Genomic DNA, 25,939 nt, shown 5'->3' with positions numbered 1-25,939 from the left:
TGCGAAGTGAAGCACTCATTCTGCTCTCCCGCGTCTGGGGCGCTACTGAGCCTCGGCCGCCTCGATGGCCAGGTTCACATCCTGCTCGATGCGCTCCAGGGCGCCATCAACGTCCAGTTCCCCGTTGAGCACCTGGCTGATGCGGGTGGTCAGCGCGTTCATCATGGCGCGCTGGTAACGCCAGCCCTGGAAGCGATAGGCAGCCGGTGCCATCTTGGGGATCTGCGCAATAAAGGTCGCGAGAGCCTCCTGGGTGCGCTCCGATGCTCCGGGATATTCGATGCCGCTTTCGATCAGCGTCGAGGCAGCCGGGATCTCCACGGCCGCCGCCAGAACCTGGCTGAGGTTTTCGGGCTGGGCCAGGTAGTTGATGAACGCACCCACCAGTTCGGGCTGGTCGGTATGCTGGAACGCCACCAGCGCACCACCGCCCGGCATGACGGTACAGGAGGACGGACCGCACGGAGCGGGAATGACCTTCCAGTCAAACAGATCGCCCACTTCCTGGTCCATCTGGCTCAGCGTCCAGGAGCCACCGAAATAAAGCACCGTGTTCGCGTTGAGGAAGTCAGAGAACAGCTCCCGGTGCGTCGCACCACCCACGGCGCCCCAAAGATCCATCGGCATGGTGCCGTCCTGGTGCCACTCAACGAACTGCTCGATCGCGGCGCGCAGGCCGTCATCAACCACAGGCTTGCCGTCCTCGCTGACCAGTTCTGCGCCATGGCTGATCGCAAGGCTTGCAAAGCGATGCCCGGAGCGGTCCATCTCCATGGCAAATTCGGTGCCGGTGGCCTCCGCAACCTCGCGCGTGGCCGCAGCCCATTCCTGCCACGTCGCCCCTTCTGGGGGCACCTCGACACCGGCCTGCTCAAACAGCGTCAAATTCACATAGCCGCCGTTCACCGTCAGCGATGTCGGCATGCCATTGATGGCGGTGCTTTCAGCATCACCACCGCGCAGCCATTGCAGCGTTTGCTCGAAATTCTCGTTGAACGTAGCGGGATCGACGTAAGGGGTGAGGTCCAGATAATAGCGGCTCAGCCCGCCAAGATCGGTGACAATCGCCGCGTCCGGCCCTTCACCCGATGCCAGCTGCACCGGCAGGCTTTCCACCATCGACTGATAGGGCACGATCTCGAGGTTGACGGTCTTACCGGGATTTTCTTCCATGAATTTGTCGGCCACCGGCTGGATGGTGTTGCAGCCAAAACCCAGGTCGTCGCAGACGACAGTGATTTCCTGAGCAAGCGCCGGTGCACTGGCGAACATCAGGACGCCGAAAGCGCAAGATAGACGAAGACTAGAAAGCTTCATTCATTTCTCCTCCACATCCGCCCCGAGGTAACGGCTCCTCCCGACCCTGAAGCGCTCTGGTCTGGCCAAGTCCACTGGCCTGACCAGCAAGTTGCGGTTAACGCGCATTCTTGTCAATAGCGGCATTGCTGGGCTCGATGTCAGCTGAAGGCCGCTTGACAGAGCGCGATCCTTGATATGCACTGACCCCATTTGGTCTGACCAGATCGCGACTGCGCCGGCCAGATCAAGGACCTACCTTGATCCAGGGAATTCATGAATGCTGAGATTTGCCGCGATTGGCATCGACCACGGCCACATCTTCAACCATATCGACGGGCTGCTGGACGCCGGCGCAGAATTTGCCGGTTATTGCCCTGAAACAACCGTGCCCGCGCTGGTCGAAACGGTCGGGCAGAAATATCCCGAAGCCCCCCGAACCAACCGGCAGGCTCTGCTTGATGATCCCAGCATTGATGTCGTCTGCATTGCCGCAGTTCCGCGGGATCGCTCGGGCCTTGCTATTCAGGCGATGCGCGCCGGAAAGGACGTGATCGTCGACAAGCCGGGCGTCACCACATTCGACCAATTGGAGGAAGTCAGGCGCGCGGTGGCCGAAACTGGCCGCATGTTCTCCGTGTGCTTTTCGGAGCGCCTTTGCGTTCCCTCCGCGGTAAAGGCCGGCAAGCTCGTTAGGGATGGTGCCATAGGCAGCGTCGTTCAAACCATCGGCATGGGACCACACCGGCTTTCCCCGGCGAGCCGCCCCTCATGGTTCTTCGACCTGGACGCCTTTGGCGGCATTATCGTCGACATTGCCTCCCACCAGATCGATCAATTCCTGTTCTACACCGGCTCGGGCACGGCAGAAATCGTCGCCAGTTCGGTCGGCAATTTCAACACCCCTCAAAGCGCCGACTTCCAGGATTTCGGCGAAGTGCTGCTGCGTAGCGAGCAAGGAGCTGGCTATATTCGCGTCGACTGGTTCACCCCCGATGGCCTGCCCACATGGGGCGATGGACGCCTCACGATCCTGGGGACCGAAGGCTATATCGAGCTGCGCAAATATGTCGATATCGCCGGACGGGAAGGCAAGGATCACCTCTTTATCGTCGACAAATCCGGCGTCCAGCACATCGATTGCAGCAACGAGCCACTCGACTACTTCACCAGCTTTGTCGCCGACGTGCAGAACCGCACCGACACGGCAATGAGCCAGGAACACGTGTTCGAAGTGTGCAGGCTCTCGCTCGAGGCACAGCAAAAGGCGACGCATATCTCTGGAGGAAAGCAGTCATGAGCAGGAAGTTGCGGGTCGCGGTGATCGGTGCGGGTATCGCCGAACGACACCTCATGGGCTACCAGTGGAACAAGGCGCTTTTTGACGTGCCCGTGCTCTGCTCCCTGGATGAAGACCGTGGGCGAAACCTCTGCCAGAAATTCGGCATCCCTGAGTATACGCAGGATGTGGAGACGCTTTTCGGGCGGGACGACATCGACGTCATCGACGTTTGCACCCCCCCGCACAACCATTTCGAGCTGTCGCGTCGCGCCATCGAAGCGGGCAAGCACGTGATCTGCGAAAAGCCCCTGTTCGGCTCCATTGCCGATGTGGATGCCATGAGCGAGATCGTGCAGAGATCGGACCGCAAGCTCATGCCCATCTTCCAGTATCGCTATGGCACGGGGCTGCAAAAGCTCAAGCTGCTTATCGAGGAAGGGCTCACCGGCAAGCCCTTTATGACCACCATCGAGACCCATTGGTGGCGCGGCCCGGCCTATTATGAAGTGCCATGGCGCGGCAAATGGGCCACTGAACTCGGCGGGGGCCTGCTTGGCCATGCCATCCACGCCCATGACATGCTGAACTATGTGCATGGTCCTTGCGCAGAGCTCTTCGCCTATGGCGCGACCCTGGTAAACAAGATCGAGGTCGAGGATACGATGGCGCTCGCCGTCAAGATGCAGAACGGCTCCCTTGCGACCCTGTCGATGACCCTGGGATCCCGCAAGGAAATCTCGCGCCTGCGCTTTTGCTTCCATGATCTGGTCGCCGAAAGCATTCTTGAGCCCTACACAATGGGGCGCGACCCCTGGCAATTCACCGCCGGCACGCCCGAGCACCAAAAGCGCGTTGACGAGGCCCTGAGCACTTACGAGAACAAGGAAGACGGCTACACCAGGCAGTTCGAGCTTTTCCACGAGGCGATCATGGCCGATGCAGAGCCACCGGTGACCCTCCAGGATGCCCGCAATTCCCTGGAGCTGGTAACGGCAGCCTACCATTCCCAGCGAACCGGCCAGCCAACACCAATGCCGATCGAGGCCGATCATCCTCTCTACAAATCCTGGCTGCCCGACACCGAGGCTGCAGCTTAGGGCATCGGAGATGAGCAGCGCGGAAAAGGACAGAATAGACCGCGCATTGGAGGTGCGGCCCGGCAGCACGCCGCGCCTTTACCAAACAGTAGCCCAAAAGATCGCCGCCATGATCCAGTCTAATGGGCACATGGCGGATTGGCGCATCCCATCCGAGCGGGAATTGGCTGACCAGCTGGGCGTCAGCCGCCCGGTGATCCGCGAGGCGATCATAGCGCTTGAAATGCTGGGCCTGGTGGAGGTTCGCGGCCGCACAGGCATTGTCGTGCTGGAGCAACCCACAAGGCCCATCAGCTTCGATACCTTTAATGCCGATATCGGCCCCGGACCATTCGAGTTGCTCGAAGCGCGCCTGGCCATTGAAGCCAGTGCCGCCGCCATGGCTGCCGAACGCGCGACAACCGCCGACCACGCCATCCTTGAAGCCTGCATCGAGCAGATGCAGCTGGAACGCGAAGTGGTCTTGCTGAACGAAAAGGGCGACCGCGACTTCCACCTCAACATCGCCCGGATCAGCGGCAACGCCATCATCCTGTCCATGACCGAAGCCCTATGGGTCCAGCGGGACCACTCGGTCATGTGGAAGAAATTGCACGAGCATATCCATGCTCCCGATGTCCGCCCGCTCTGGATTGGCGATCATCATGCGGTCCTTTCGGCCATTCGCCTGCGCAACCCAGATGCCGCCTACAAGGCCATGGCCCGGCACATTCGCAATGTGATCGACGAACTGCTCGAAGCCGACGAAAAGGCGCGCCTCAACGGTTCAGGGTCGATCAGCGCTCGATCAGCTCTATCATGATCCCATCGGGGTCCCGGCAAAAGGCGAGCCGGCGCGCTATGTCGCGGTTGTGGGCGTCGCGTGGTGGCTCGACCATGTCGACGCCTGCATCGAGCAATTTGCGGTAGGTTTCATCCACGCTCTCGAAGTTGAAAGTGAGGTGGCGCACCCCGGCGCGTCCCACGGCAACATCCTCGGCCGTCAGCGCGCCCGTCGCCGGGCAGATCATCTCGATCATCGGCCCCTTGGCATCAAGAAACGCCATCTCGTCCCCGTTTTGACCCGGGCGGCGCACCAGCAATTTCAGCCCCAGCAGATCCACATAGAACGCCAGGCTCTTGTCGATGTTCTTAACCGTAATACCCACATGCTCGAACCCCTTCAGCATGCCATCCCCTCCCTAATCTTTTTGCGCGGCAAGCCGGCTGCGCTCGTCCGCCTGCAGCAATTCCTCTGATACATTGTTGATGTGACGGGCCATCGCCTTGAAGGCGGCGTCCCCATTGCGCAGCTTCATGGCCGACAGAATGGCATGGTGATCGCCCACCCAGAGCGGACGAACCGCTTCGGCGTGAATATGCTCCTGGATCTTTTTCCACATCCGGGAGGCATCCCGCTGCGCCCAAAGCGCCTCCATGATGGAAACGATGATCGCATTGCCCGTCATATGGGCAATGGTCATGTGGAATTCCCGGTCGTTCTTTTCGTTGTGAAGGAGCGATGCGCCTTCCGCGTGCATGCGCGAAATACTGTCCTCGAGTCGCATCAGATCATAGCTGTTCGCCCGCTGCGCCGCGATCGCAGCAGCACCGGACTCCACGGCAAGCCGCGCTTGCAGCAGTTCAAACGGCCCCGGCCCGATATCGGTATTGATGGCATCGAAGCTGATCTGGTTGGAACGCTGCGGCAGGATCTCGATCCCGGCGCGCCCCCGCACCTCAACCAGCCCACGCATCTCGAGCGCAATAACAGCCTCGCGGATGGATGGCCGGCTGACCTGAAGTTCCTCGGCCAGCTCCCGCTCGGACGGCAATCGCCAGGACGGATCATTGGCATGGGCCTCGATCATGCGGGCGATGCGCAGCGCCACCACCTGATAGAGCCGCTTCTTGCCGAGTTCGGCATTTACACTGTCGTCCCGGTCCAAATACCCGTCCTTTTCCGCTCGATCACCCGATCGAGGATTGCCGCGACAGCACAACGCGCCAGCGATCATCCCGATCGGTCTGTAGCCTCGCGGCCGCCAGAGCGCCATCGGCATCAAGCACACGAACATCGATCACAGCCAATTGCCGCCGAACCGTCTCAAGGATCAGGGGATGCAGCCCCAAGGCCCCTCCAATCAACCCCACCGGCCGCTTTCCTGCCCTGGCAACAAGCGCCAGCGCAAGCTCTGCCAACTCCTCCCCGGCCCGCTCCAATACCCCCTGCGCAACCGCGTCGCCCTCTGCCGCAGCCCTTGCCACCGCAACGGCCAGGGTCCCGATCCGGCCACGATCGGCTGAATACACAAACTGCCGCACATCGTGCCAGCTGACCCCGCCTATGGCCGCAAACAGCTGATCCGCCAGCCTTTCGCAGCCCGCAAACGAGCCTTGCCGGTCCAGCGTGCGAAACACCCGATCAAGCGCCCGCAACGCGATCCAGCCGCCCGATCCCGCATCATCGATCAGAATTCCCCTGCCCCCGACGCGAACCAATTCGCCCCCGGCACCAATGAAAACACCAATCGACCCTGTTCCCGCCGACACCAGATGCCCCTCACCCGGCGCAAAATTCGCCGCATAGGCCATGACGATATCATCGGTGACCACAAGGCGCCCCGAATCGACGGAAAACAGCGGCACCAAGAGTCCCTGCAACTCCCCAAGCACCGCGGCACCAAAGCCGGTAATTCCGGCCGTCACCGATTGCGCCGCCAGCCCTCCATCCGCCAGCCCCGCGACAACCGCCCGCAAAGCCGTTTCAAGCCGCACCCGCTCGGCCGGATTAAACAAATGCCCGGTCGCCCCCGGTCCCCGTCCCCGGGCGATCTCGACCCCCTCGTCATCACACGCCACCCAGCGGGTCGCCGTGCCGCCAATGTCGATGCCGAGGTGAACCATTCTGCTCACACCGGCACGCCCTGCCTGATGAACATGCGGGTAATCTCGCGCGGATTGGTGATCATCGTCCCCACCACCACGGCGAATGCCCCCGCCTCAAAGCCCTGCCGCACGAGTTCGGGCGAATTGAACCGCCCCTCGGCCACAACAGGCACGGACACCCGCTTGGCCAAGCCTTCCAGCAGTGCCAAATCCGGAAATTCCGGCCGCGGTTCGGTTTCTGCCGTGTACCCCGACAGCGTTGTCGCGATGTAATGGGCGCCCCAATCGGCCGCCTTCAGCCCCTCATCCAGCGTTGAAATATCGGCGAAAACCTCCGCCCCCAATTCCTCGCGAATGCGCCGCACCAGAACGGCGGGCGCCTCGCCATGCCGTGGCCGATCGGTGCAATCAAGGGCCACCACATCGGCCCCTGCCGCCACCACTTCGGCTGCTGCCTCAAAGCTTGGCGTAATGTAAACCGGCCGATCCGCCGCAAACACTTTGTTGATGCCGATCACCGGCAGGCCCGCCGCCTTCACCGCCGCAATATCAGCCGCCCCATTGGCCCGGATCGCCACGGCCCCGCCATCCCGCGCCGCCAGCGCCATCGCCCCCATGAACTGCGGCCCATGGAGGGGATTGTCGGCCCTGGCCTGGCACGAAACGATCAGCCCATGCGCAAGCCTCATTTCACCGCCCCCGAAGTCATGCCGGCAATGAACTGCTTGGAAAGCAGGATATAGATCACGATAATCGGCGCCGCCGACAGCGTCAGCCCGGCAAACAGCACGCCCCAATCGGTGGTGTATTCGCCCATAAACGTCGTCAAGCCCTGCGGCAGGGTCTTGAGGCTATCGTTCTGGATGAAAACCAGCGGAAAAAAGAAGTCGTTCCAGATCGGCACGACATTCTGGATCCCGGCAATCACCATGGCGGGCCTCACCAGCGGCAGCATGATCGACCACATGATCCGCGCTTCGCTGGCCCCATCCATGCGCGCCGCATCCTCCAGCTCGCTGGGCAGTGTCCTGATGAAGCCCGTCATGATGAAGACGGTCGTGGGCAGGCCCATCGCCGTATAAACAAAAATCAGCGAGAGCTGGTTGTTGAGGATCGAAAGGTCCCGCATCAGCATGAACAGCGGAATGATGGCGAGCTTGAGCGGCAGCGTCAGCCCGGCCAAGAAAAACATCAGGATGAAGCTTGCGCCGGTAAACTGATACCGCCCGATCGCATAGGCCGCCATGGTTCCCAGCGTCAGGATCAGCACCATGGAGGTGCCGGTGACGAAAAAGGAATTCAGCAGATAGCGCAGGAAATTGGTCTCGCTCCAGATCTTGGCAAAGTTCGCCACCTGAGTGAAATCAGGAATACCGAAGGGCGATTGGAAGATCTGCGGCGTCGTTTTGAACGCCGAAAAAACCATGATCACGATGGGCGCCAGCATGATAACCGTATTGGCCACCAGGATGACCTGCAGCAGCCCGTCGCGCCCCAGCGCGCCCAGGATGCCGCGGCGATCGCCATAGGTGCTCGCCCCCGCACTCATAGCTGGATCTCCCGCGCCCGCAGCCGCACCGTGATCACCGTGGCAACCAGCGCGATGAAGATAAAGATTAGGACGGCCAGCGCGCTGCCCAGCCCGAAATTCTGTTGGCCCGCGGACACATTGCCAAAGGCCGTGCGATAGAAATAAAGCCCCAGCACGTCGGTCGACCCGAAGGGCGAGCCATCAAGCCCGGCCATGATATAGGGCAGCTCGAACCAGTTGAACGCGCCCACGAACAGCAGGGTAAAAACAATGGTGGCGCTGGGCGCCACAAGCGGCCAGACGATCTTGGTGATCTTGACCCATTCGCTCTGGGTTTCCATGCGCACGGCATCCAGCATTTCGCTGGGGATTCGCTGCATGCCCGCGAGAAACACCAGCGTGGGAAAACCCACCATGTGCCAGGCCTGCGCCACGATCAGCGACCACAGCGCCGTATTGCTCTGCCCCAGCCAGGGCTGCGCCAGCTCGCCCAGCCCAAGCCCGCGCAGGCTGATGTTCACGACACCGAACAGGGGGTGCAAAAACAGCTTGAAGAGATAGGCAACAATGATGGTCGAAAGCACCACCGGCAGGAACACCGCAATGCGATGAAAACGCGCGCCCGGCAGTTCGCGCCACAGCGCATAGGCCAGAACAAATCCCAGCCCGTTCTGCAGCACCATCAGCGCAAAGAACACCAGGACGTTGTTCTTGAAGGCGTTCAGCGTCCAGCTGCGATAGGGTTCCACAAACAGCACGGTGTGGAAATTCTCGAGGCCCACAAACGCGCCGCGCCGCAATCCCTGCCAATCGAAAAAGGCATAGGCGAAGGCGGAAATGATTGGATAAACGATAAACAGCGCCACAAAGGCCAGCGGCGGCACAATCAGCACGGTGATCCAGAGGCCGCGGCCGGTCATCCGAAGTTGGGGCATGAAAATTCGCTTCGCTCTGGCGCTGGAAGATGGCGGCCCCTCGCGCATGGGAGGGACCGCCGGAGTTCTTAGTTCTGGAAGGGCTCGTACCAGGCAGCAAGGCCGGTGGTCAGCGCTTCACCGATCGCCTCGGGCGTCGTTTCCCCGGCAAACAGCTTCTGCATTTCACCCTGGATCAGCACCGAACCCGATGGCTCGCCATAACGGAAATGGGCCAGCATGAGATAGGGGATGGAAGACTGGTTGAGCTCGTTCACCTCGGCCAGCAGCGGGTCCTGGAAGGTAACGCCCGGCACAGTCGAAATATTGCTCAGCGTGTCGGCGAACGCCTGGCCGAATTCCTGGCTGGCGAGGTAGTTGAGGAAGGTCAGGGCTGCTTCCTTGTTGGCGCCCGCCGCATTGGCGGCGTAACCACCGTCAAAGTAGAGGCCAACGAGCTTTTCGTCCTCGGCCGTCTGGCCCGGAGCGGCGAAAACACCCACTTCGATATCGGGGTTCATGTTCTTGAAGGTGGCGATTTCATAGGAGCCGCCCACAAACATGCCCGCCATACCCGAGCCGAACAATTGCTGGGCAGAGGGGTAGTCGAGGCCGATAAAGCCATCGGGGAAGTACTTGGCCGCAAGATCGGCGATCTCGGCCAGCGCGCCGGTGAAACGCTCATCGGTGAAATCGGCAGTGCCGGCCATCAGCTCGTCATAGAAGTCCTTGCCCATGAGCGAGGAGCCCAGGCCAAAGGTCACGGTTTCATTCTGCCAGGCCGTTGCGGTACCATTGGCAAAGGGGATGACGCCCGCATCAAGCAGCTTCTGGCTGGCGGCTTCCAGTTCTTCCCAGCTTTCCGGCTCGCTAATGCCATGCTGGTCGAACAAGGCCTTGTTGTAGATCACCAGCTGCGTCTGGCTTGCGAACGGCACGGCATAGATCGTGCCATCCGAGCGCATGCTTTCAGCCGCAAGCGAGGCTTCGCTGAAGTCGGCCAGCGCCGGGATCGTCTCTGTGCTCAGCGGCTCGAGATAGCCGGCGCTCGCAACATTCTCGAGCCCGCCATAGGCGCGCACCATCATCACGTCGGGACCGGTACCACCGGCCAGGGCCGTTGAGAGAATGGTGTTGTAATTGGTGGCTTCAAAGGTCTCGAAGTTCACCGTAATGCCAGGGTTTGCGGCCTCGAACGTCTCGATGAACTGCTCATAGGCCGCGCGGTCTTCCTGGCGCCAGCTCCAGAACGTCAGATCCTGCGCCAGTGCGGGCGCCGCAACAAGCATCGCTGCCAGGGCAGATCCGATGCGCAAAATATTGGTTTTCATGTGTTCCCTCTCTCCATTGAATATCAAGGCACTTCCCTCCGCGCCTATGGCACCAATCGTCGGCCATCCCCTGCGGAAAACAGATGCACCGACCCTGGCTCCACCGAAATGGTCACCATGTGATCGGGCTCGAAAAGGTCATCAGGGCCTGTGCGCGCCGCGACCAGCGTTCCGTCAGCCAGCCGGACATAAACATAGGCATTGTCGCCCAGATATTCGGTGTAGACGACCTGGCCGGCAAATCCATCGCCCCCCGCTGTCCGGCTGAGCCTGACCGCATCGGACCGCAGGCCCAGCTTGAGCTCGCCCACATCAGGCAAGGCGCCGACATGCACCGAGCCGCCATTGGGCAGCACCAGCCGCTCGCCTTCGCATCGGACATCCACCAGCGTCATGCGCGGCGAGCCGATAAAGGTCGCAACAAAAGTGTTGGCCGGTGTCTCATAAAGATCGCGCGGCGAGCCGACCTGCTCGATCCGCCCCGCATTCATCACCACGATCTTGTCGGCCAGCGTCATCGCCTCGACTTGGTCGTGAGTGACATAGATCATGGTGCCGCCGATCTGGCGGTGGAGGCGCGCAATTTCCAGCCGCACCTCGGACCGCAACGCGGCGTCCAGATTGGAAAGCGGTTCATCCAGCAAAAACACCTGCGGCTTGCGCACCAGCGCGCGGCCAATCGCAACGCGCTGCCTTTGCCCGCCAGAAAGCTCGCGCGGCTTGCGCTGCAACAAGGGCTCGAGCCGCAACATGCGCGCCGCTTCCGCGATCCGCGCTTCCACTTCGCCCTTGTCGAGCCCCATCAGCCGCGCACCGAACGCCATGTTCTCATAGACATCCATATGCGGGTAAAGTGCATAGGACTGGAACACCATGGCGATGCCCCGGCGCGAGGGCGGCACGTCGTTCATGCGCTTGCCATTGAGCAGGAACTCGCCCCCGCTCATCGGGTCGAGTCCAGCAATCAGCCGCAGCAAGGTCGATTTTCCGCAACCCGAAGGGCCAACAAACACCACGAATTCGCGGTCGCCTATTTCCAGGTCGATGCCGTGGAGCACGTCGACATTGCGGAAGCTCTTCTTGATGCCGCGCAGCGAAAGTTGAGCCAAATGGCGTCTCCGACTGTTCCGTCGCCTACGACGGTCCCTCTCACCGGTAGCCTCTCCAGCACACCAGCTTGAGGAATAGTAAATTCCTGAACACCCAGAGTGTCAAGAATAGAAAATTACGTCAATCGCTTGGCCGCACGCTAAACGACCTTGAGCACCTTCACCGCCGTTTCGCTGTTATGGATATAATCATGGGCATCCGATTGGCGGCGCAGCAGCAGAATGAACAGCATGTCGGTCAGCATCAGCTGGGCGTCCCGTGCGGTAATCGCCGAGGAGCGCACCCGGTCCTCATCCCCCACCGTAAAGAGGCTGATATCGGCCAGCTCGAGCAGCGGATTGGGCTGCAATCCGGTAATGGAGATGATCGTGGCACCGCGCTTCTTGGCCAGTTCGGCGATGCGCAAGGTCTCCATGCTGCGCCCCGAATGGGACAGCGCCACTAGCACATCCGAGCCATTCAGCGCCGAAGCATTGGACAGCTGGATATGCGTATCGCTGTCCAGCAGCACCACACGCCCGAGCTTGAGCAGCTTGAACGAAAAATCCTTGGCGACGAGCGAGGAAGCCCCCACCCCCGCCAGTTGGATACGCCGTGCGTCACTCAGTGCCCCAAGCGCCAGATCGATCGTCGCTTCCGTGTTGGCCGCCGAGGTTTCCCGCATGGAGAGAAGCTTACTGCCGATCAGCTTCTGCAAAATCGTCATATAGCTATCATTGGCTTCGATCGTGCCGTGGATCACCCCGCCGGGCGTCTGCCACTCGATGGCCTTGGCCTTGTTCACCGCCAGCTTGAGCTGCTGATAGCCGGAATAACCCAGTTTCTGGCTGAACTTGACCACACTGGATTGGCTGCGCCCCGTTGCCTCCGCGAGGCCCGCCGAAGACAGCGCCAGCATTTTTTCAGGGTGATCGATAATGAATTCAGCAATTTGCCGGTCAGCCTGGGTAAGGCTATCGAGTTGCGCCGCTAGAACCTTCAGAACCGACATGGCTTCCCCCCGAACACCTTCCCCAACAGGAATACATAATTCCAGGTTTCGTTGACAGCTGGAATAATCGCTCCTAGCATTTAGCGGGAATAAAGGTGAAGGCACGATGGCAAAAACGACCCTGATCGCGGAACTGGGTAATCTGGTATCGGAAGCCCGAAACCCGCGGACTATGCAGATCGACCTGATGACAACGCCGGAAATCCTGGCCGCCATGAATGCCGAGGATGCCCGCGTAGCCGACGCCGTCAAGGCCGAACTGCCGGCCATCGCAAGGGCCGTTGACCGCATTGTCCAAGCCTTTCGCGAGGGCGGGCGCCTGATCTATATGGGCGCCGGCACCAGCGGTCGCCTGGGCGTCCTCGACGCCTCGGAATGCCCGCCCACCTTTGGCGTGCCCAACACCATGGTCGTCGGCATCATCGCAGGCGGCGACTCGGCCCTGCGCAATCCCATCGAAGGAGCCGAAGACGATCCCGACCAAGGCCGGCGTGATCTGGAACGCATCGAGGCATCAGCCAAGGATGTCATCGTCGGCATCGCAGTCAGCGGCCGCACCCCCTATGTGATCGGCGCCCTCGACTATGCCAAGGGCATCGGCGCCACCACGATCGCCCTGTCCTGCAACCCCGACTCAACCATTGCCCGGCTGGCGGGCATCGCCATCTCGCCCCTGGTCGGCCCCGAAGCCCTCACCGGCTCCACGCGCCTTAAATCCGGCACCGCCCAAAAACTGGTCCTCAACATGCTGACCACCGCCAGCATGATCCGCATGGGCAAGACCTACGAAAACCTCATGGTCGACCTTTCCGTCAGCAACGAAAAGCTCGCCGCCCGCGCCATCCGCATCCTTGTTGAAGCGACCGGCTGCTCGGCCGACGAAGCTGAGCGCCACCTCGCGGCCGCCCGCAACAATGTAAAGCTTGCGATCCTCATGGCGCTGACCGGTCTTGACGCCGCCGACGCCCAGTCTGCCCTCCAGCACGCCGATGGCTTCCTGCGCCGCGCCGCCGGGCAATCCGGTGCGGCCGGCTGACCATTAACCTATTGGCTCACCAAATCCCCCACCGCGCGCCGCAATGGTAGAATGCCGCTGTCGAAATGCCTGGTGGGATGAACGCGATTGGTTAAAAGCGTCCAGGCCCGGCCCCGGGCAAAGTCGATCCACAAGCCGGTTCCGGTGAAACCGGTATGCCCGATCGTCTCCTCCGAGCACCCATCCCCGCCCGACCATCCGGAATGGCGACGTTCCCACCCATGGGTGCGCCGCTCGCTTAGCTTTTCGCGCATAAGCGACACTGTCGCGGGTAACAATGTGCTAACGTTTAGGACGTCAAAGGCATAGTTCAACACGGCCGATGCGGTGCCAAAGAGCCCTGCATGCCCCGCACCCTGCAGCGCCGCGCAATTCTCGTCATGCACCTCCCCAACCAGCACCCGCCCCCGCCACGGGCAGCGTTCCGTCGCCGCCGCCTCCTCCGGCTTCGCCCCCCAGGCAAAGCCCGGGCCCGGATCCATCTCGCGAATGGCCTTCCCCTCCAGCCGCTCCAGCACGATCCCAAGAAGAATGAAGTTGATGTCGGAATAAACCGGAGGACCTTCCCGCCAGTGGCGATGCAGCACGAATTGCCGCAATAAATCAGGATCTTGCCCATAGGTATAAAGCGGGAAAACGCCGGGAAAACCGGTCTGGTGCCCCAGGCATTGCCGGAACGTCACGCGCTGCAACCAGCTCTCCGGATAGTGCTGCGCAAAGTCCGGAACCACGCTCCGCAACGGCGCATCGAGATCAAGAACGCCCTCCCCCGCCAGCTGCAATATCCGCGTCGTCGTAAAGATCACCTTGGTCAGCGACGCAAGATCGAACCAGGACCCTTCCTCCATCCCTCGCTCAACCGGCAGCACCTGCGCCCGCCCAAACGCCCGCATCGCCTGCTCCCCGGATGCATCAGCCACCCCCAATACCCCACCCGGCACCCGCCTTTCAGCCACCGCGTCCGCCAGTGGACGAGACGCACGATTCAAAAGCTCTCGCATGGAAAATCCTTTAGCTGCCCCGGGTCAGTGCCTCGGCAGCAGCATTGAAAACGACTGCCCGTGCTGCCGCAACCAAGCTGTTCAATGGCAATGTCTTTTTGGAGGTATGGCCGACCCTTAAGCCGGCCATGCTGATGGCCCTTAGGCCGATACAGCAATTGAGCCGGTCAGGTCGTTGTTTGAACGAATCGGCATTCCAGTCACGCTCAAGCTGTTCCGCCTGGAAGAAGCCAAGCTGGGCTGGACGGGCGAACAGGCGCTGACCGCCGACCTCCAGCTCGCATCCTGATCTCGAAAGAAACGGCCATGACCCTCGCTTCCGTCTTGCCGCCGACCGCCAAATTCCTCGACTGCTCCCGCCACGCCCAGGGCCTTTATATTGGCGGGCAATGGGTGGGTGGCTCAGGCATTCCGGTGATTGATCCCTCCACCTAAGAGGTCCTTGCCGAAGTTCCTGACGCAGGCGAAGCCCAGGCGAGGCTGGCAGTCGACGCCGCTGCGGCCGCAGCGCCGGGTTGGCGCAAAACCCCGCCCCGGCAACGGGCCGAGATCCTTCTTCGCTGCCACAAGCTCATGCTCGAGCGCATCGAGGAGCTGGCAATTTTGATCTCGCTCGAGAACGGCAAGGCACTGAGCGATGCACGCGGCGAGGTTACATATGCCGCCGAATTCTTCCGCTGGTATGCTGAGGAAGCCGTGCGCATCAGTGGGTAATATCGCGTTGCGCCCTCAGGCAGCAATCGCATCCTCGTCGATATGGAGCCCAAATATATTGCGACCGCGTTCTGATGGATGATCTGTTCCGCACACGCAGACACGTGCAGAGCGCAGTGCAGCCACCACAGAGCCGTTTCAGACCCAGGCGCAGCAGCTTGCCCAAATGACCAAAACGCAGCTCACCTCAGTCAGTGGCGGCAATCACATGAGCGTCGCGCTTGATTTGGGCGACCCAGGCACGCAGGCCGGAAAGGCACTCCTCACCATCTGTTCCTGACGCCAGCTTTTGCTATTGTGTCCTAAAGGCGATGAGCTTCAACCACGCCGTGCTAATGCTTGGCCGGAACTGCTCTGGCTCAGCCAGGTGCTCGGAAGAAACAAACATGACTACGGGTGACGCGTGACAAACACCAAGGCAAACATCGTTGGTGGCGGCCCCAAAAAGGTGCTCTACACCTTGGCAACAATCGCCCGCATGGGGCCTGCCAAGGCCGGCAAGGCGCTCACGGCCAGGAATGCCTGCAAGGCCTGTGCCTATGGCATGGGCGGCCAGCGCGGCGGAATGACCAACGAGCTCGATGAATTCCCTTCGGTCTGCAACAAGAGCGTGCAAGCTCAATCCACCGACATCCAACCCGCCATACCCCATGCCATTTTCGATCACCCAATAGAGGAACTCGCGGAACTGACCGGCCGGGAAATGGAGCATCTTGGGCGGCTCGGCACGCCCATTTTCAAGGCCGCCGGCGACCATCGCTTCCGCCCGGTTAATTGGACCTTCGCCATCGCCCAGGCGGTGAAGCGGCTCGGTGAAAACGATCCCCAGCGAAGCTTTTTTTATTCCTCTGGACGCTCGTCCAACGAGGCGGGCTTCATCTTCCAGCTGCTCGCGCGTGCCTACGGCACCAACAACGTCAACAATTGCTCCTATTATTGCCACCAGGCCACCAGCGAAGGTCTTGCAACAACAATCGGCAAGGGTACGGCCACGGTCGAACTGGAAGATCTGACAGGCGCCGACCTCATCTTCGTGATTGGCGCCAATCCCTCGTCCAACCACCCGCGCTTCATCCACATGCTGAAGAACTGCCGCGGACGGGGCGGACAGGTGATCGTCATCAACCCCGCCAAGGAGCCGGGGCTGGTGAAGTTCGCCGTGCCGAAATCCCCCAGTTCCATGCTCAAGGGCGGCAGCGAGATCGCATCCGATTACGTGCAGCCACGCATCGGCTCGGACATCGCGCTGTTGAAGGGCATTGCCAAGGCCGTGCTTGAACTGGGGCTGGAAGATCGCGCCTTCATCGCATCGCATGCTTGGGGATACGAGAGCTTTGCTTCCGATCTCGGACAGCTCGGCTGGGATGATATTGTGGAAGCTTGCGGCGTTTCTCGCCCGGACATCGAACATATTGCCCGCCAGTACGGACGATCAAACAACGCCGTGTTCGCCTGGGGCATGGGCATGACGCACCACATTCATGGTGTGGCCAATGTCGAAGCGATCGCCAATCTCGCTATACTGCGCGGAATGGTAGGGAAGCGATTTGCCGGCCTACTGCCCTTGCGCGGCCATTCCAATGTCCAGGGCATAGGCACGATCGGCGTCAAGCCGGTGCTTGCCAAGGATGTGCTCGACAAGATGGAAAGGGCGTTTGGCATATCGTTCCCCCGCGAGCGGGGCTTCGACACCATGGCTTGCCTTGAGGCAGCTGAAGCTGGAAAGATCGACAGCGCCGTTATCATGGGCGGCAATCTCTGGGGCGCAACGCCCGATACAGCCTTTGCCACCCGCGCCATGGAAGCGATCGGGTTTAAGCTGTTTTTGACCACCACGCTCAACATGGGCCATGTGCATGGTCTGGGCGATGGCGAAGTGCTGATCCTGCCTGTAACTGCGCGTGACGAGGAATGGGAGCCCACCACCCAAGAATCGATGTTCAACTATGTCCGGCTCAGCGATGGAGGGATCAAGCGGCTGGACAATGTGCGCCCTGAAAGCTGGATCCTGGGAGAAATCGGCCAGGGCCTGCTGCCATCGTCGCCTATCCAGTTCAAGAGCTTCAGCGCCCACGCAAAAGTGCGGGACGCTATTGCTGCCATTGTACCTGGAATGGAGCAATTGGCTGACATCGGCGTGGCCAAGCAGGAATTCCATATCAAGCACCGGGTGATGCATACGCCCCAGTTTGGCACGCCGGACGGGCGCGCGCATTTTGTTGTGACACCCCTGCCCGAGCCGAAAAGGCAGCAACTCAGCCTTGCCACTGTGCGCTCCGAAGGGCAGTTCAACACCATCATCTATGAGGAGAAGGACAGCTATCGCGGCGGCGCTGGGCGCAACGCAGTGTTCCTGAACCAGCAAGACATGGCTGCCCTGGGCATCAGCGAAGGTCAATCGGTGACGCTGGCCTCCGATGCTGGCCGCATGCAGGCGGTCGCCACGCCGTTCGATCTGCCTCGCGGCAGTGCAATGGCCTATTACCCCGAAGCAAATGTGCTCGTGGGCACGGCCGTCGATCCGCGCAGCAAGACCCCAGCCTTTAAATCCGTGCCCATCTGGGTTGAACAACCAAGTGCCTGATCACAAAGCAGGCAGATCGGCCCTATTCATCGGGCAAGACGCAGGAGCAACCAAATGGCGCTGATGAATTATCTTACCCGCATTCAATTCGACGCGGGCGCCATCTCCCTGCTCGCCGATGAACTTAAGCTTCTTGGTGTGTCGCGGCCCCTGATCGTAACCGACAAGGGGATCGTTGCCGCCGGTCTGCTCGCCAATGTTCTGGCCAAGTCCGGCCTTCCGCAAGACACCACCATTTTCGACAACACGCCCGAAAATCCCACGGAAGCTGCCGCCGATGAAGCAGTCGCGCTTTTCAAAAGCGCCAATTGCGACAGCATCGTGGCTCTCGGCGGCGGCTCGCCTATTGATCTGGGCAAGGCCGTGTCGCTGCTGGCGACCCACCCTGGGCCGCTGGATCAATATGCGGCCATTCTGGGTGGCATGGACCGGATCACCGGCAACAAGCCCCCCGTTGTTGCCATACCAACCACGGCCGGCACCGGCAGCGAGGTGGGGCGGGCGGCCTTGGTGACGCTTGAGGATGGCCGCAAGCTGGGCTTTATTTCTTCCTACATGATCCCGAACCTTGCCTTGTGTGATCCCGAGCTCACCCTTGGCTTGCCGCCCTACCTCACGGCGGCAACCGGCATGGATGCCATTACCCATTGCATCGAGACCTTTCTCAGCCCCCGGTTCAATCCGGTGGCCGATGCAATTGCCCTCGACGGGCTGGCGCGCGCGGCAAGATGGATCGAGACGGCTACGGGCAATGGCTCCGACCCAGTTGCGCGACATGAAATGATGATGGCGGCCCTGCAGGGCGGCCTGACCTTCCAGAAAGGGTTGGGTGCGGTCCATTCGCTCTCCCACCCGCTGGGCGGGCTGAAATCGCTCAGGCTCCACCATGGCACGCTTAATGCCGTGCTGTTGCCGGCGGTGCTGCGCTACAACGCAGAGGGCAACGGGGAAAAATATGCACGCATCAAAGCTGTTCTAGGCCTTTCGGAGCACGCCGATCTTGCCGAACATATCGCAGCGCTGTCCCGGCGGCTCGGTCTGCCGGCAACGCTGAGCCAAATGGGTGTATCCGCCGAGCACTTTCAACAGATCGCTGAATATGCGGTCAAGGATCACTCGACCGCGTCCAACCCTCGTCCCGTCACAGCACAGGACTTCGTTCGGCTCTTGAACGAAAGCCTCTAGAAGCAGCCAGCTGGGCAGCAATTGCCCTTAATTGTCGCTCAGCCGTACGCCCGTTTCCGCGTCAAAGACATAGACCTGCTGGGGAGATGTATAGAGCGTGAGGCTGGATTCCACCTCCACCAGATCGTCCCCACTGACCGTCACAATTGTTGGCTGGCCCGCAAGGTCCACAGTGATAAAGGTTTGCCCGCCCGTCGGCTCGACGATGCTAACCGCTCCCGTCAGCCCCGGACCTTCCCCGCTGCGCTGGAAATGCTCGGGACGGACGCCCACGATTACGGGGCGCCCCTCTTGCACCTGCGCAGCAGGCCGGAACTCGAACGTTGCGCCCGAGGCCGTTCGTGCAGAATTGCCCGCAATGGTTGCTTCAAAGAAGTTCATCGCTGGCGAGCCGATAAAGCCAGCCACGAAGGTATTGGCCGGCTGGCGATAAAGCTCCATTGGCGAGCCGGCTTGCTGGATGATGCCCTTGTTGAGGACCACAACCCGGTCCGCCAATGTCATGGCCTCGACCTGGTCATGGGTCACGTAGACGGAGGTCACCCCGACCTTTTTGTGCAATTGCTTGATCTCGGAGCGCATCTGCACGCGCAGCTTTGCATCAAGGTTCGACAATGGCTCGTCGAACAAAAACACGGATGGATCGCGCACAACAGCACGACCCATGGCAACGCGCTGGCGTTGTCCCCCCGAGAGCTGACTGGGCTTGCGGTCGAGCAAGGGCTCCAGCTCCAGCATGGTCGCAGCCGCGCGAACACGCTGGTCGATTTCCGCCTTGGGCTTGCCGGCCAGTTCCAGGTTGAAAGCCATGTTGCGATAAACATTCATGTGCGGGTAGAGCGCATAGCTCTGGAACACCATGGCGATGTTGCGCTCCTTGGGCGTGAGATCGTTGACGATCTCGCCCCCAATGGAGATATCTCCGTCCGTGATATCCTCCAGCCCGGCGATCATGCGCAGAATGGTGGATTTCCCACATCCAGAGGGGCCCACCAGCGCCACGAACTCACCATCGGTGACCTCGAGGTTGATCCCCTCGATCACGGACACGGACCCATAGCTTTTGGAGATGTTGCGTAGCTCAAGACCGGCCATGGCCAACTCCGACTATTTGACGGCACCGGCGGTCAGGCCGGCAATAATGTGTTTCTGTGCGGCAAAGAACACCACGATGGTGGGCGTGATGGTCAGGGTGATAAAGGCCAGGATCAATTGCCAGTCGGTGCTGAACTCGCCCCGATACACCATGATGCCCAGCGGCCATGGATATTTGGATTCCGAGTTGAGCATGATCAGGGGCAGGATGTAGCTATTCCAGCTGCCCACAAAGGAGATGATCCCCACCGTTGCGATGATAGGACGGCTGAGCGGCAAGGTGATGTGCCAGAAGAAGCGGAAATAGCCTGCGCCATCCACAAAGGCTGCATCAAACAGCTCTGAAGGCATGCCGCGGAAATAGTTACGAAACAGCAGGATACTCATGCCCAGCCCGAACGCTGTCTGCGGCAGCACAACGCCCCAATAGGTATCGAGCAGGCCCAGATCGCGGATGCGGATAAACAGCGGCAAGATGGCGGTGGCTGCCGGGAACATCAGCCCGATCAGGAAATAGTTGAGCAGGTGCTCGGAGCCGAAAAACCGGACATGGGCAAAAACAAAGGCTGCCATCGCCGCCAGGGTGAGCACCAAAAACACGGTCAGCCCGGCGATCAGGAGCGAATTGCCCATCTGCAGCCAATAGCGTTGGCTGACCAGGATATCGGTGTAGTTGGAGACCATCCAGGTTTGCGGCAGGCCAAAGGCGTTGCCGCGCAGATCGCCTAGTGTCTTGAAGCCGCCAAGGGCCGTGGTGATCAGCGGCACCAGTACTACGGCAGCAACGATCAGGAGCGCGGCATAAAGATAGGTTTTGGTGCGAACACCCAGGCTGCGTCCGCTTGTGGGCGCCGAGGCGGCGTTGATGGGGGGTGCGGTGTCAGTCATTGCGCATGAAAATCCGCTTGTAGCTGAAGGCAAGGCTGACGCAGATCACGAACAGCACGACGCCAACCGCCGAGCCGAAGCCTACCTGCATGCGCATCACGCCAAAGCTGTAAAGGAAGGTAACCAATGTCTGGGTCGAGTTCGAAGGCCCGCCGCCTGTGAGCGGCATGATCATGTCGAACAGCTGGAGCGATCCGACCACGGCAAAAAACACCGACAGGCGCACGGTGGAACCCAGCAATGGCAGGGTAACCTTCATGAACTTCTGCCAGCCCGTGGCGCCATCGATATCGGCCGCCTCCAGCACGCTTTTGTCGATCGCCTGCAGCCCCGCAATAAACAGCATCATGTGGAAGCCGAAATACTTCCAGACGATCACCGCAAGGACCGCATAGAACGCCACATCCTTGTCAGCGAGCCAGAAGGGCGACGCCTGCCCGAAGAACTTGGCGATGTTGGCAACAAGGCCGAACTCACCGTCATAAACGAAGCGCCAGATCATGCCGGCAGCCACGTCGGCGAGCACGTAGGGTAAAAAGAAGATCAGCCGGAAGACCAAGGCGCCCTTGATGTGCTTGGTGACCATGGTGGCCAGCCACAGCGCCAGCGGGATCTGGATGCAGATCGAGGCAACAATGATCAGGCCATTATTGACCAGGGCGTTGCGGAACGCTCCCTGCCTGAAGATCAGCTCGTAATTCTTCCAGCCGACCCATTGGGTGGGAAGGCCATAACCGTTCCAGTTGAAGAACGAGTACCAGGCAGCCTCCCCCATCGGCAGAATGACGAACAGGGTGAACAGCACAAGCGCCGGGGGCAGGAAAAGAATGATCACCGGCCACTTGCCGCGTGCGCCGGAACGGCGGGCACGGGTGCGCGTGGGCGATGCAGGCACGCTCAAGCTAGGCGCAGGCGCAATCTGGCTCATGGGAAACTTTCCTTCGGGCCGAAGAAAAATGGAGGCGGCCCAGGGAGAAGGCCGCCTCCAAAGCTTACATTTCCATGGAGAAAGCGTCTTGGATCTGCTGCAGCGCTTCTTCTGGTGTAACCCCACCAGAAGCCAGTTCCACGGACATGTCGTTGACGACGCGGCCAACATTGGGCCCGAGATCCTGGTCTAGGTAGTTCTGGTGCCAGGTGGCCTTGGCCATCTGCGCCGCACTATCGGCAAGGCTTGGATCTTTCACGCTGGTGTCCGATCCAAGGGCAGTCGGCAGAACGTTGTTGCGTTCAGCCAGCTTGGCGGCGTTTTCAACCGAGAAATAATGGATGAAATCCTCGGTTTCCGGAGGTGCATTGGTGGTCACAACCCATCCATTGAGGCCACCCAGATCATCGGTGATGACACCCGCGCCACCCTCCACCAGTGGAAAGGCAAAGCGCCCGATCTGATCCTGCGCCAATCCCTCGCCATCGGTTGCAGAATTGGCCTGGTTGGAAGCGGTTGCCGTGTTTTCAAAGCCAAGGATCATAGCGGCCCGGCCATCGGCGAATACGGCCTGCGTATCGGGCCAGGTGGCGCCGAGATAGCCTTCCTGGAACGGCTCAAGCGCGCCAAGATCAGCCAGGTGCTGGCTGGCCCTTACAAAGCCTTCGCCCTGGAAGCCCTCGCCCGCCTTTGCGGCTTCGAAGCCCTCCTTGCCCACCTCGCGCATGGCAAGATAGCTCCAGTAGAAGTGGATCGGCCATTTATCGCCACCGCCTCCGGCAATCGGGGTTACACCGGCATCCTTGAGCTGTTGCACGGCCGCAAGAAAATCGTCCCAGGTCTGGATGGACGCAGCGTCCACGCCGGCCTGCTCAAACAGCGCCTTGTTGTAGAAAAAGGACACAAGGCCCGATTGTACGGGCGCCGCCCAAACCTTCCCATCGAAGCTCAAGCCATCAACAGCCGCAGGGCTGACGGCATTGCGCCAGGCGCCGCCATCGGCATCCAGCGCAGCCGTGATGTCGCGAATGGCACCCGTCTGGGACTGCGCCTTCAGCACGCCACCGCCCCAGGTATAAAACATGGACGGCGCTTCATTGGACTGCAGCAAGGTGGGAAGCTTGGCCTTGAAGGCCTCGTTTTCCAGAAACTGAAATTCGATATCGACCCCCGGATTGGCCTCCTCATATGAAGCCGCAACCTCCTCCCAGGTGGCAAGGCGATCCGGATTGGCTTCAAGGTGGAGCCATTTGATGGTGGTTTGAGCGTGTGCCGGCACACTCGCGGCGAGCAAGGCCAGGGCGCTGAGGGCAAAAAGCCCCCGCTGCCGCGCAAGGCGGCCAAATTCAACGAACATGAGCATTCTCCTCCCAGGGTCTTTGCCCTGTACTTCAGGAGCCTGCTTCCATGAGGCACGTAAGTCAAGACTAATTCAGACCTATAAACAGAGCGTGTTTATTACCATGCGCACTTCATCTGCGCGCCGAGAAATGGCCCTTGTTTGCCGCACCTTCACATAAACCTTGGGAGCACCAGACTCCCCTCGCCAATCATACCTGCGCATCCACACTTGAGGCATGACAAGGCCATCGATCGGGGCGCAAGGTCCCCTTTCCCACTGTTTGCTGTCTCAGCCTAATCGGATCGCAATGGCGCTCAGCACGCTATTTGGTTCTGCGCATCGCCTCAGCCAGCCTGTCACCCAGGGAGCCGGTGCTTCGAGGGGCTTGCTGAACTGGCCGCTGCTTGGCGTGGGAGGGCTGATCGCGAGGGCGTTCACGCGGGGCGGAGGCGTCGATGTCCTTGCGCATGGAGAGCCCGATGCGCATGCGCGGGACGTCCACTTCCACCACCCGCACCTTGACCACGTCTCCGGCCTTTACGACTTCGTGCGGGTCCTTGACGAATTTATCGGCCAATTGGGACACGTGCACCAACCCATCCTGATGCACGCCGATATCAACAAAAGCACCAAAGGCAGCCACATTGGTCACGGTGCCTTCCAGCATCATCCCGGGCTTGAGGTGCTTGATGTCGTCCACCCCTTCGGCAAACGTGGCTGTCTTGAAGGCCGGGCGCGGGTCGCGGCCGGGCTTTTCCAGTTCGGCCAGAATGTCGCGCACCGTGGGCAAGCCAAAACGGTCATCAACGAAGCTCCTGGGGTCAAGTCCCGACAGGGCCGACTTGTCGCCCATGATGGTCCGGAGGTCCCGCCCGCAGGCAGCAACGATCTTGCGCGCCACCCCATAGGCTTCGGGGTGCACCGAGGATGCATCGAGCGGCTCGATGCCATCGGTGATGCGCAGGAATCCGGCGCTTTGCTCAAAGGTGCGCTGGCCCAGCCGCGGCACCTGAAGCAAGTCTTTCCGCGAGCGGAATGGGCCATTGGCGTTGCGGTGCACGATGATCGCTTCGGCAACGGAGGGCCCCAGGCCCGAGACCCGGGCCAGCAGCGGCGCGGAGGCGGTGTTGAGATCGACCCCCACTGCGTTCACGGCGTCTTCCACCACAGCGTCCAGCGAGCGGCTAAGACGATACTGATCCACATCGTGCTGATATTGCCCCACTCCGATCGCCTTTGGCTCGATCTTGACCAGTTCGGCGAGCGGATCCTGCAAGCGCCGGGCGATCGACACGGCGCCACGGAGGGACACATCGAGTTCGGGAAATTCGGAAGCAGCTAGCGCCGACGCGGAATAAACCGAAGCCCCGGCTTCGGACACGATAACCTTGGTCGGCTTGGGCGCGGGCACAAGCTCTATGAGATCGGCCACCAGTTTCTCGGTCTCCCGACTGCCGGTGCCATTGCCGATGGCGATCAGTTCCACGCCATGCTTCTTGATCAAGCCACGAATGGTCGCCTGCGCACCGCTTACATCGTTGCGCGGCTGGAACGGGTAGATGGTGTCGGTATCGAGCACCTTCCCGGTTGTATCGATCACCGCGATCTTGCAGCCGGTGCGAATGCCCGGATCGATGCCCATCGTCTTGCGCGCCCCAGCCGGGGCAGCCAGCAAGAGATCCTTCAGATTGCGGGCGAAAACCCCGATTGCCTCGCTTTCCGCGCGCTCGAGCAGCTCCACCATCAGGTCGATGGCCAGGGTCACCCGCAGGCGTGTGCGCCAGGCCCAGCCTGCGACCTCCCGCAGCCAACGATCGCCCGCGCCATTTCCCTGCGCCTTGAGCGCCCCGACAACGAGACGCTCAACCGGCTTGATGGGGTCGGTAACATCTGCATCCACTTCGATATCAAGGGAAAGGAACCCCTCGTCGCGCCCCCGCATCATGGCCAGGGCACGATGGCCGGCCACTTTGCTTAAGCGTTCCGAATGGGCGAAATAGTCCAAAAACTTCGCCCCGGCCTCTTCCTTGCCCTTGACCACCTTGGCGCTGAGCATGGCCTTGTCGCGCATGTAATCGCGAAGCTGGCCAAGCAGGGCTGCATTCTCGGAAAGCCCCTCGACCACGATGTCGCGTGCACCTTCAAGCGCTTCCTTGGTGCCCAGGACGTCTGGGGAAAGATAGGCTTGCGCCAATGTCACGGGATCGGCACTACGATCGGCCAGGATTGCTTCGGCCAGCGGACCCAGGCCGCGTTCGCGAGCGATTTCCGCCTTGGTGCGGCGCTTGGGTTTAAAGGGCAGATAAAGGTCTTCAAGCTCGGCCTTGGTGGCGGCTCCCGTGATGGAGGCAGAGAGCGCGCTGGTGAGCTTGCCCTGCTCTTCAATGGATTTAAGGATCGCCGCGCGGCGCGATTCCAGCTCCCGCAAATAGGTCAGCCGTTCGGCCAGCAAGCGCAATTGCGTATCGTCGAGCCCCCCAGTCACCTCCTTGCGGTAGCGCGCTACGAACGGAACCGTCGCTCCGCCATCCAGCAGTTCCACGGCTGCGCGCACCTGCTTGGGGCGGGCAGTGATTTCAGTGGCGATCTGAGCGGCAATGCGGGTGTCGAGCTGGGACATGATCTACTCTTGGTTCGGCTGGCGCGACCATATACGGCTCGGTCCGCTACGCAATTGCCCCGTCGAAATCCTCCACATTCATCTCGGGCAATTGATCTCCCGCCTCACCTGCACAGCGTGCCGGGC

22 protein-coding genes and 1 pseudogene are annotated in these 25,939 nt (G+C 60.9%); 7 read left to right on the top strand and 16 right to left on the bottom strand.

Annotation, left to right across the window (positions count from 1 at the left end; all coding sequences use genetic code 11):
* Nucleotides 1-42: 42 nt before the first annotated feature.
* Nucleotides 43-1,317 (bottom strand): ABC transporter substrate-binding protein, encoded by a 1,275-nt coding sequence (locus DDE77_RS16735; RefSeq protein ID WP_108398624.1) that lies wholly within the window; start codon nucleotides 1,315-1,317, stop codon nucleotides 43-45.
* Nucleotides 1,318-1,576: 259 nt separating this feature from the next.
* On the opposite strand from DDE77_RS16735, the gene DDE77_RS16725 reads away from it, so the two are divergent.
* The 3 genes from DDE77_RS16725 to DDE77_RS16715 are packed head-to-tail and all read left to right on the top strand — an operon-like array spanning nucleotide 1,577 to nucleotide 4,477.
* Entirely contained in the window at nucleotides 1,577-2,596 is a 1,020-nt protein-coding gene (locus DDE77_RS16725) for a Gfo/Idh/MocA family protein (RefSeq protein WP_108398622.1), read from the top strand.
* The gene (locus DDE77_RS16720) at nucleotides 2,593-3,675 is read left to right on the top strand and encodes a Gfo/Idh/MocA family protein (protein WP_108398621.1); all 1,083 of its coding nucleotides are present in this window, start codon (nucleotides 2,593-2,595) and stop codon (nucleotides 3,673-3,675) included. Before DDE77_RS16725 ends, DDE77_RS16720 begins: the two co-directional genes overlap by 4 nt.
* 10 nt (nucleotides 3,676-3,685) lie before the next feature.
* The gene (locus tag DDE77_RS16715; RefSeq protein WP_108398620.1) at nucleotides 3,686-4,477 is read left to right on the top strand and encodes a FadR/GntR family transcriptional regulator; all 792 of its coding nucleotides are present in this window, start codon (nucleotides 3,686-3,688) and stop codon (nucleotides 4,475-4,477) included.
* Here the strand turns inward: DDE77_RS16715 and DDE77_RS16710 are convergent.
* From DDE77_RS16710 to DDE77_RS16670, 9 genes are all read right to left on the bottom strand, one after another.
* On the bottom strand, nucleotides 4,452-4,844 hold the full coding sequence (locus tag DDE77_RS16710; RefSeq protein ID WP_108398619.1) for a VOC family protein: 393 nt from the start codon (nucleotides 4,842-4,844) through the stop codon (nucleotides 4,452-4,454). The genes DDE77_RS16715 and DDE77_RS16710 overlap by 26 nt on opposite strands.
* A gap of 12 nt (nucleotides 4,845-4,856) precedes the next feature.
* On the bottom strand, nucleotides 4,857-5,603 hold the full coding sequence (locus tag DDE77_RS16705) for a FadR/GntR family transcriptional regulator (RefSeq protein WP_281261310.1): 747 nt from the start codon (nucleotides 5,601-5,603) through the stop codon (nucleotides 4,857-4,859).
* 22 nt (nucleotides 5,604-5,625) lie between these two features.
* On the bottom strand, nucleotides 5,626-6,561 hold the full coding sequence (locus DDE77_RS16700) for an N-acetylglucosamine kinase (RefSeq protein ID WP_108398617.1): 936 nt from the start codon (nucleotides 6,559-6,561) through the stop codon (nucleotides 5,626-5,628).
* Nucleotides 6,562-6,566: 5 nt separating this feature from the next.
* Nucleotides 6,567-7,232: an N-acetylmannosamine-6-phosphate 2-epimerase gene (locus tag DDE77_RS16695; RefSeq protein WP_108398616.1), complete on the bottom strand. Its 666-nt coding sequence runs from the start codon at nucleotides 7,230-7,232 to the stop codon at nucleotides 6,567-6,569.
* The gene (locus DDE77_RS16690) at nucleotides 7,229-8,092 is read right to left on the bottom strand and encodes a carbohydrate ABC transporter permease (RefSeq protein WP_108398615.1); all 864 of its coding nucleotides are present in this window, start codon (nucleotides 8,090-8,092) and stop codon (nucleotides 7,229-7,231) included. The genes DDE77_RS16695 and DDE77_RS16690 overlap by 4 nt, the downstream gene beginning before the upstream one ends.
* Complete coding sequence (locus tag DDE77_RS16685; RefSeq protein WP_108398614.1) at nucleotides 8,089-9,009, bottom strand: carbohydrate ABC transporter permease; 921 nt, start codon at nucleotides 9,007-9,009, stop codon at nucleotides 8,089-8,091. Before DDE77_RS16685 ends, DDE77_RS16690 begins: the two co-directional genes overlap by 4 nt.
* A gap of 68 nt (nucleotides 9,010-9,077) precedes the next feature.
* Complete coding sequence (locus tag DDE77_RS16680) at nucleotides 9,078-10,319, bottom strand: extracellular solute-binding protein (RefSeq protein WP_108398613.1); 1,242 nt, start codon at nucleotides 10,317-10,319, stop codon at nucleotides 9,078-9,080.
* Between the two features lie 44 nt (nucleotides 10,320-10,363).
* A complete protein-coding gene (locus DDE77_RS16675) occupies nucleotides 10,364-11,428 on the bottom strand; it encodes an ABC transporter ATP-binding protein (protein WP_108398612.1) in 1,065 nt (354 codons plus the stop codon).
* Between the two features lie 140 nt (nucleotides 11,429-11,568).
* Nucleotides 11,569-12,420, bottom strand: a complete 852-nt coding sequence (locus DDE77_RS16670; protein ID WP_108398611.1) for a MurR/RpiR family transcriptional regulator — start codon at nucleotides 12,418-12,420, stop codon at nucleotides 11,569-11,571.
* 106 nt (nucleotides 12,421-12,526) lie between these two features.
* Here DDE77_RS16670 and murQ point away from each other — a divergent pair, with 106 nt between their 5' ends.
* On the top strand, nucleotides 12,527-13,456 hold the full coding sequence (murQ, locus tag DDE77_RS16665; protein WP_108398610.1) for an N-acetylmuramic acid 6-phosphate etherase: 930 nt from the start codon (nucleotides 12,527-12,529) through the stop codon (nucleotides 13,454-13,456).
* Nucleotides 13,457-13,464: 8 nt separating this feature from the next.
* On the opposite strand, the gene DDE77_RS16660 is transcribed toward murQ, so the two are convergent.
* Nucleotides 13,465-14,457, bottom strand: a complete 993-nt coding sequence (locus DDE77_RS16660) for a serine hydrolase domain-containing protein (protein WP_108398609.1) — start codon at nucleotides 14,455-14,457, stop codon at nucleotides 13,465-13,467.
* A 306-nt stretch (nucleotides 14,458-14,763) separates the two neighbouring features.
* On the opposite strand from DDE77_RS16660, the pseudogene DDE77_RS16655 reads away from it, so the two are divergent.
* The 3 genes and pseudogenes from DDE77_RS16655 to DDE77_RS16645 form a co-directional block, all read left to right on the top strand.
* Nucleotides 14,764-15,168, top strand: a pseudogene (locus DDE77_RS16655) (aldehyde dehydrogenase family protein); the annotation flags it as partial.
* A 406-nt stretch (nucleotides 15,169-15,574) separates the two neighbouring features.
* Nucleotides 15,575-17,755 carry an FdhF/YdeP family oxidoreductase gene (locus DDE77_RS16650; protein WP_245895342.1) on the top strand — a complete coding sequence of 727 codons (2,181 nt, stop codon included), beginning with the start codon at nucleotides 15,575-15,577 and terminating at the stop codon, nucleotides 17,753-17,755.
* A gap of 54 nt (nucleotides 17,756-17,809) precedes the next feature.
* A complete protein-coding gene (locus DDE77_RS16645; protein WP_108398608.1) occupies nucleotides 17,810-18,940 on the top strand; it encodes an iron-containing alcohol dehydrogenase in 1,131 nt (376 codons plus the stop codon).
* A gap of 27 nt (nucleotides 18,941-18,967) precedes the next feature.
* Here the strand turns inward: DDE77_RS16645 and DDE77_RS16640 are convergent, their stop codons facing one another.
* The 5 genes from DDE77_RS16640 to DDE77_RS16620 all read right to left on the bottom strand — a co-directional run bounded on the left by DDE77_RS16640 (nucleotide 18,968) and on the right by DDE77_RS16620 (nucleotide 25,813).
* Nucleotides 18,968-20,035: an ABC transporter ATP-binding protein gene (locus tag DDE77_RS16640; protein WP_108398607.1), complete on the bottom strand. Its 1,068-nt coding sequence runs from the start codon at nucleotides 20,033-20,035 to the stop codon at nucleotides 18,968-18,970.
* Nucleotides 20,036-20,047: 12 nt separating this feature from the next.
* Nucleotides 20,048-20,923, bottom strand: a complete 876-nt coding sequence (locus DDE77_RS16635; protein WP_108398606.1) for a carbohydrate ABC transporter permease — start codon at nucleotides 20,921-20,923, stop codon at nucleotides 20,048-20,050.
* Entirely contained in the window at nucleotides 20,916-21,851 is a 936-nt protein-coding gene (locus DDE77_RS16630) for a carbohydrate ABC transporter permease (protein WP_108398605.1), read from the bottom strand. Before DDE77_RS16630 ends, DDE77_RS16635 begins: the two co-directional genes overlap by 8 nt.
* A gap of 64 nt (nucleotides 21,852-21,915) precedes the next feature.
* Nucleotides 21,916-23,208: an extracellular solute-binding protein gene (locus DDE77_RS16625; protein ID WP_425430759.1), complete on the bottom strand. Its 1,293-nt coding sequence runs from the start codon at nucleotides 23,206-23,208 to the stop codon at nucleotides 21,916-21,918.
* A 307-nt stretch (nucleotides 23,209-23,515) separates the two neighbouring features.
* Complete coding sequence (locus DDE77_RS16620; RefSeq protein WP_108398603.1) at nucleotides 23,516-25,813, bottom strand: Tex family protein; 2,298 nt, start codon at nucleotides 25,811-25,813, stop codon at nucleotides 23,516-23,518.
* Nucleotides 25,814-25,939: the final 126 nt, after the last annotated feature.

This window comes from Devosia submarina (assembly GCF_003056345.1).
GTDB classification, from domain to species: domain Bacteria; phylum Pseudomonadota; class Alphaproteobacteria; order Rhizobiales; family Devosiaceae; genus Devosia; species Devosia submarina.
Note: the sequence above shows the minus strand (reverse complement) of the source record. Positions and strands in the feature narration are given on the sequence as shown.

Coding starts and splice junctions, on each gene's coding strand:
- DDE77_RS16630 (WP_108398605.1), bottom strand. CDS start 21,851: ATGAGCCAGATTGCGCCTGCGCCTAGCTTGAGCGTGCCTGCATCGCCC.
- DDE77_RS16695 (WP_108398616.1), bottom strand. CDS start 7,232: ATGAGGCTTGCGCATGGGCTGATCGTTTCGTGCCAGGCCAGGGCCGAC.
- DDE77_RS16660 (WP_108398609.1), bottom strand. CDS start 14,457: ATGCGAGAGCTTTTGAATCGTGCGTCTCGTCCACTGGCGGACGCGGTG.
- DDE77_RS16645 (WP_108398608.1), top strand. CDS start 17,810: ATGGCGCTGATGAATTATCTTACCCGCATTCAATTCGACGCGGGCGCC.
- DDE77_RS16725 (WP_108398622.1), top strand. CDS start 1,577: ATGCTGAGATTTGCCGCGATTGGCATCGACCACGGCCACATCTTCAAC.
- DDE77_RS16720 (WP_108398621.1), top strand. CDS start 2,593: ATGAGCAGGAAGTTGCGGGTCGCGGTGATCGGTGCGGGTATCGCCGAA.
- DDE77_RS16690 (WP_108398615.1), bottom strand. CDS start 8,092: ATGAGTGCGGGGGCGAGCACCTATGGCGATCGCCGCGGCATCCTGGGC.
- DDE77_RS16625 (WP_425430759.1), bottom strand. CDS start 23,208: ATGTTCGTTGAATTTGGCCGCCTTGCGCGGCAGCGGGGGCTTTTTGCC.
- DDE77_RS16670 (WP_108398611.1), bottom strand. CDS start 12,420: ATGTCGGTTCTGAAGGTTCTAGCGGCGCAACTCGATAGCCTTACCCAG.
- DDE77_RS16735 (WP_108398624.1), bottom strand. CDS start 1,317: ATGAAGCTTTCTAGTCTTCGTCTATCTTGCGCTTTCGGCGTCCTGATG.
- DDE77_RS16620 (WP_108398603.1), bottom strand. CDS start 25,813: ATGTCCCAGCTCGACACCCGCATTGCCGCTCAGATCGCCACTGAAATC.
- DDE77_RS16710 (WP_108398619.1), bottom strand. CDS start 4,844: ATGCTGAAGGGGTTCGAGCATGTGGGTATTACGGTTAAGAACATCGAC.
- DDE77_RS16685 (WP_108398614.1), bottom strand. CDS start 9,009: ATGCCCCAACTTCGGATGACCGGCCGCGGCCTCTGGATCACCGTGCTG.
- murQ (WP_108398610.1), top strand. CDS start 12,527: ATGGCAAAAACGACCCTGATCGCGGAACTGGGTAATCTGGTATCGGAA.
- DDE77_RS16715 (WP_108398620.1), top strand. CDS start 3,686: ATGAGCAGCGCGGAAAAGGACAGAATAGACCGCGCATTGGAGGTGCGG.
- DDE77_RS16635 (WP_108398606.1), bottom strand. CDS start 20,923: ATGACTGACACCGCACCCCCCATCAACGCCGCCTCGGCGCCCACAAGC.
- DDE77_RS16680 (WP_108398613.1), bottom strand. CDS start 10,319: ATGAAAACCAATATTTTGCGCATCGGATCTGCCCTGGCAGCGATGCTT.
- DDE77_RS16640 (WP_108398607.1), bottom strand. CDS start 20,035: ATGGCCGGTCTTGAGCTACGCAACATCTCCAAAAGCTATGGGTCCGTG.
- DDE77_RS16700 (WP_108398617.1), bottom strand. CDS start 6,561: ATGGTTCACCTCGGCATCGACATTGGCGGCACGGCGACCCGCTGGGTG.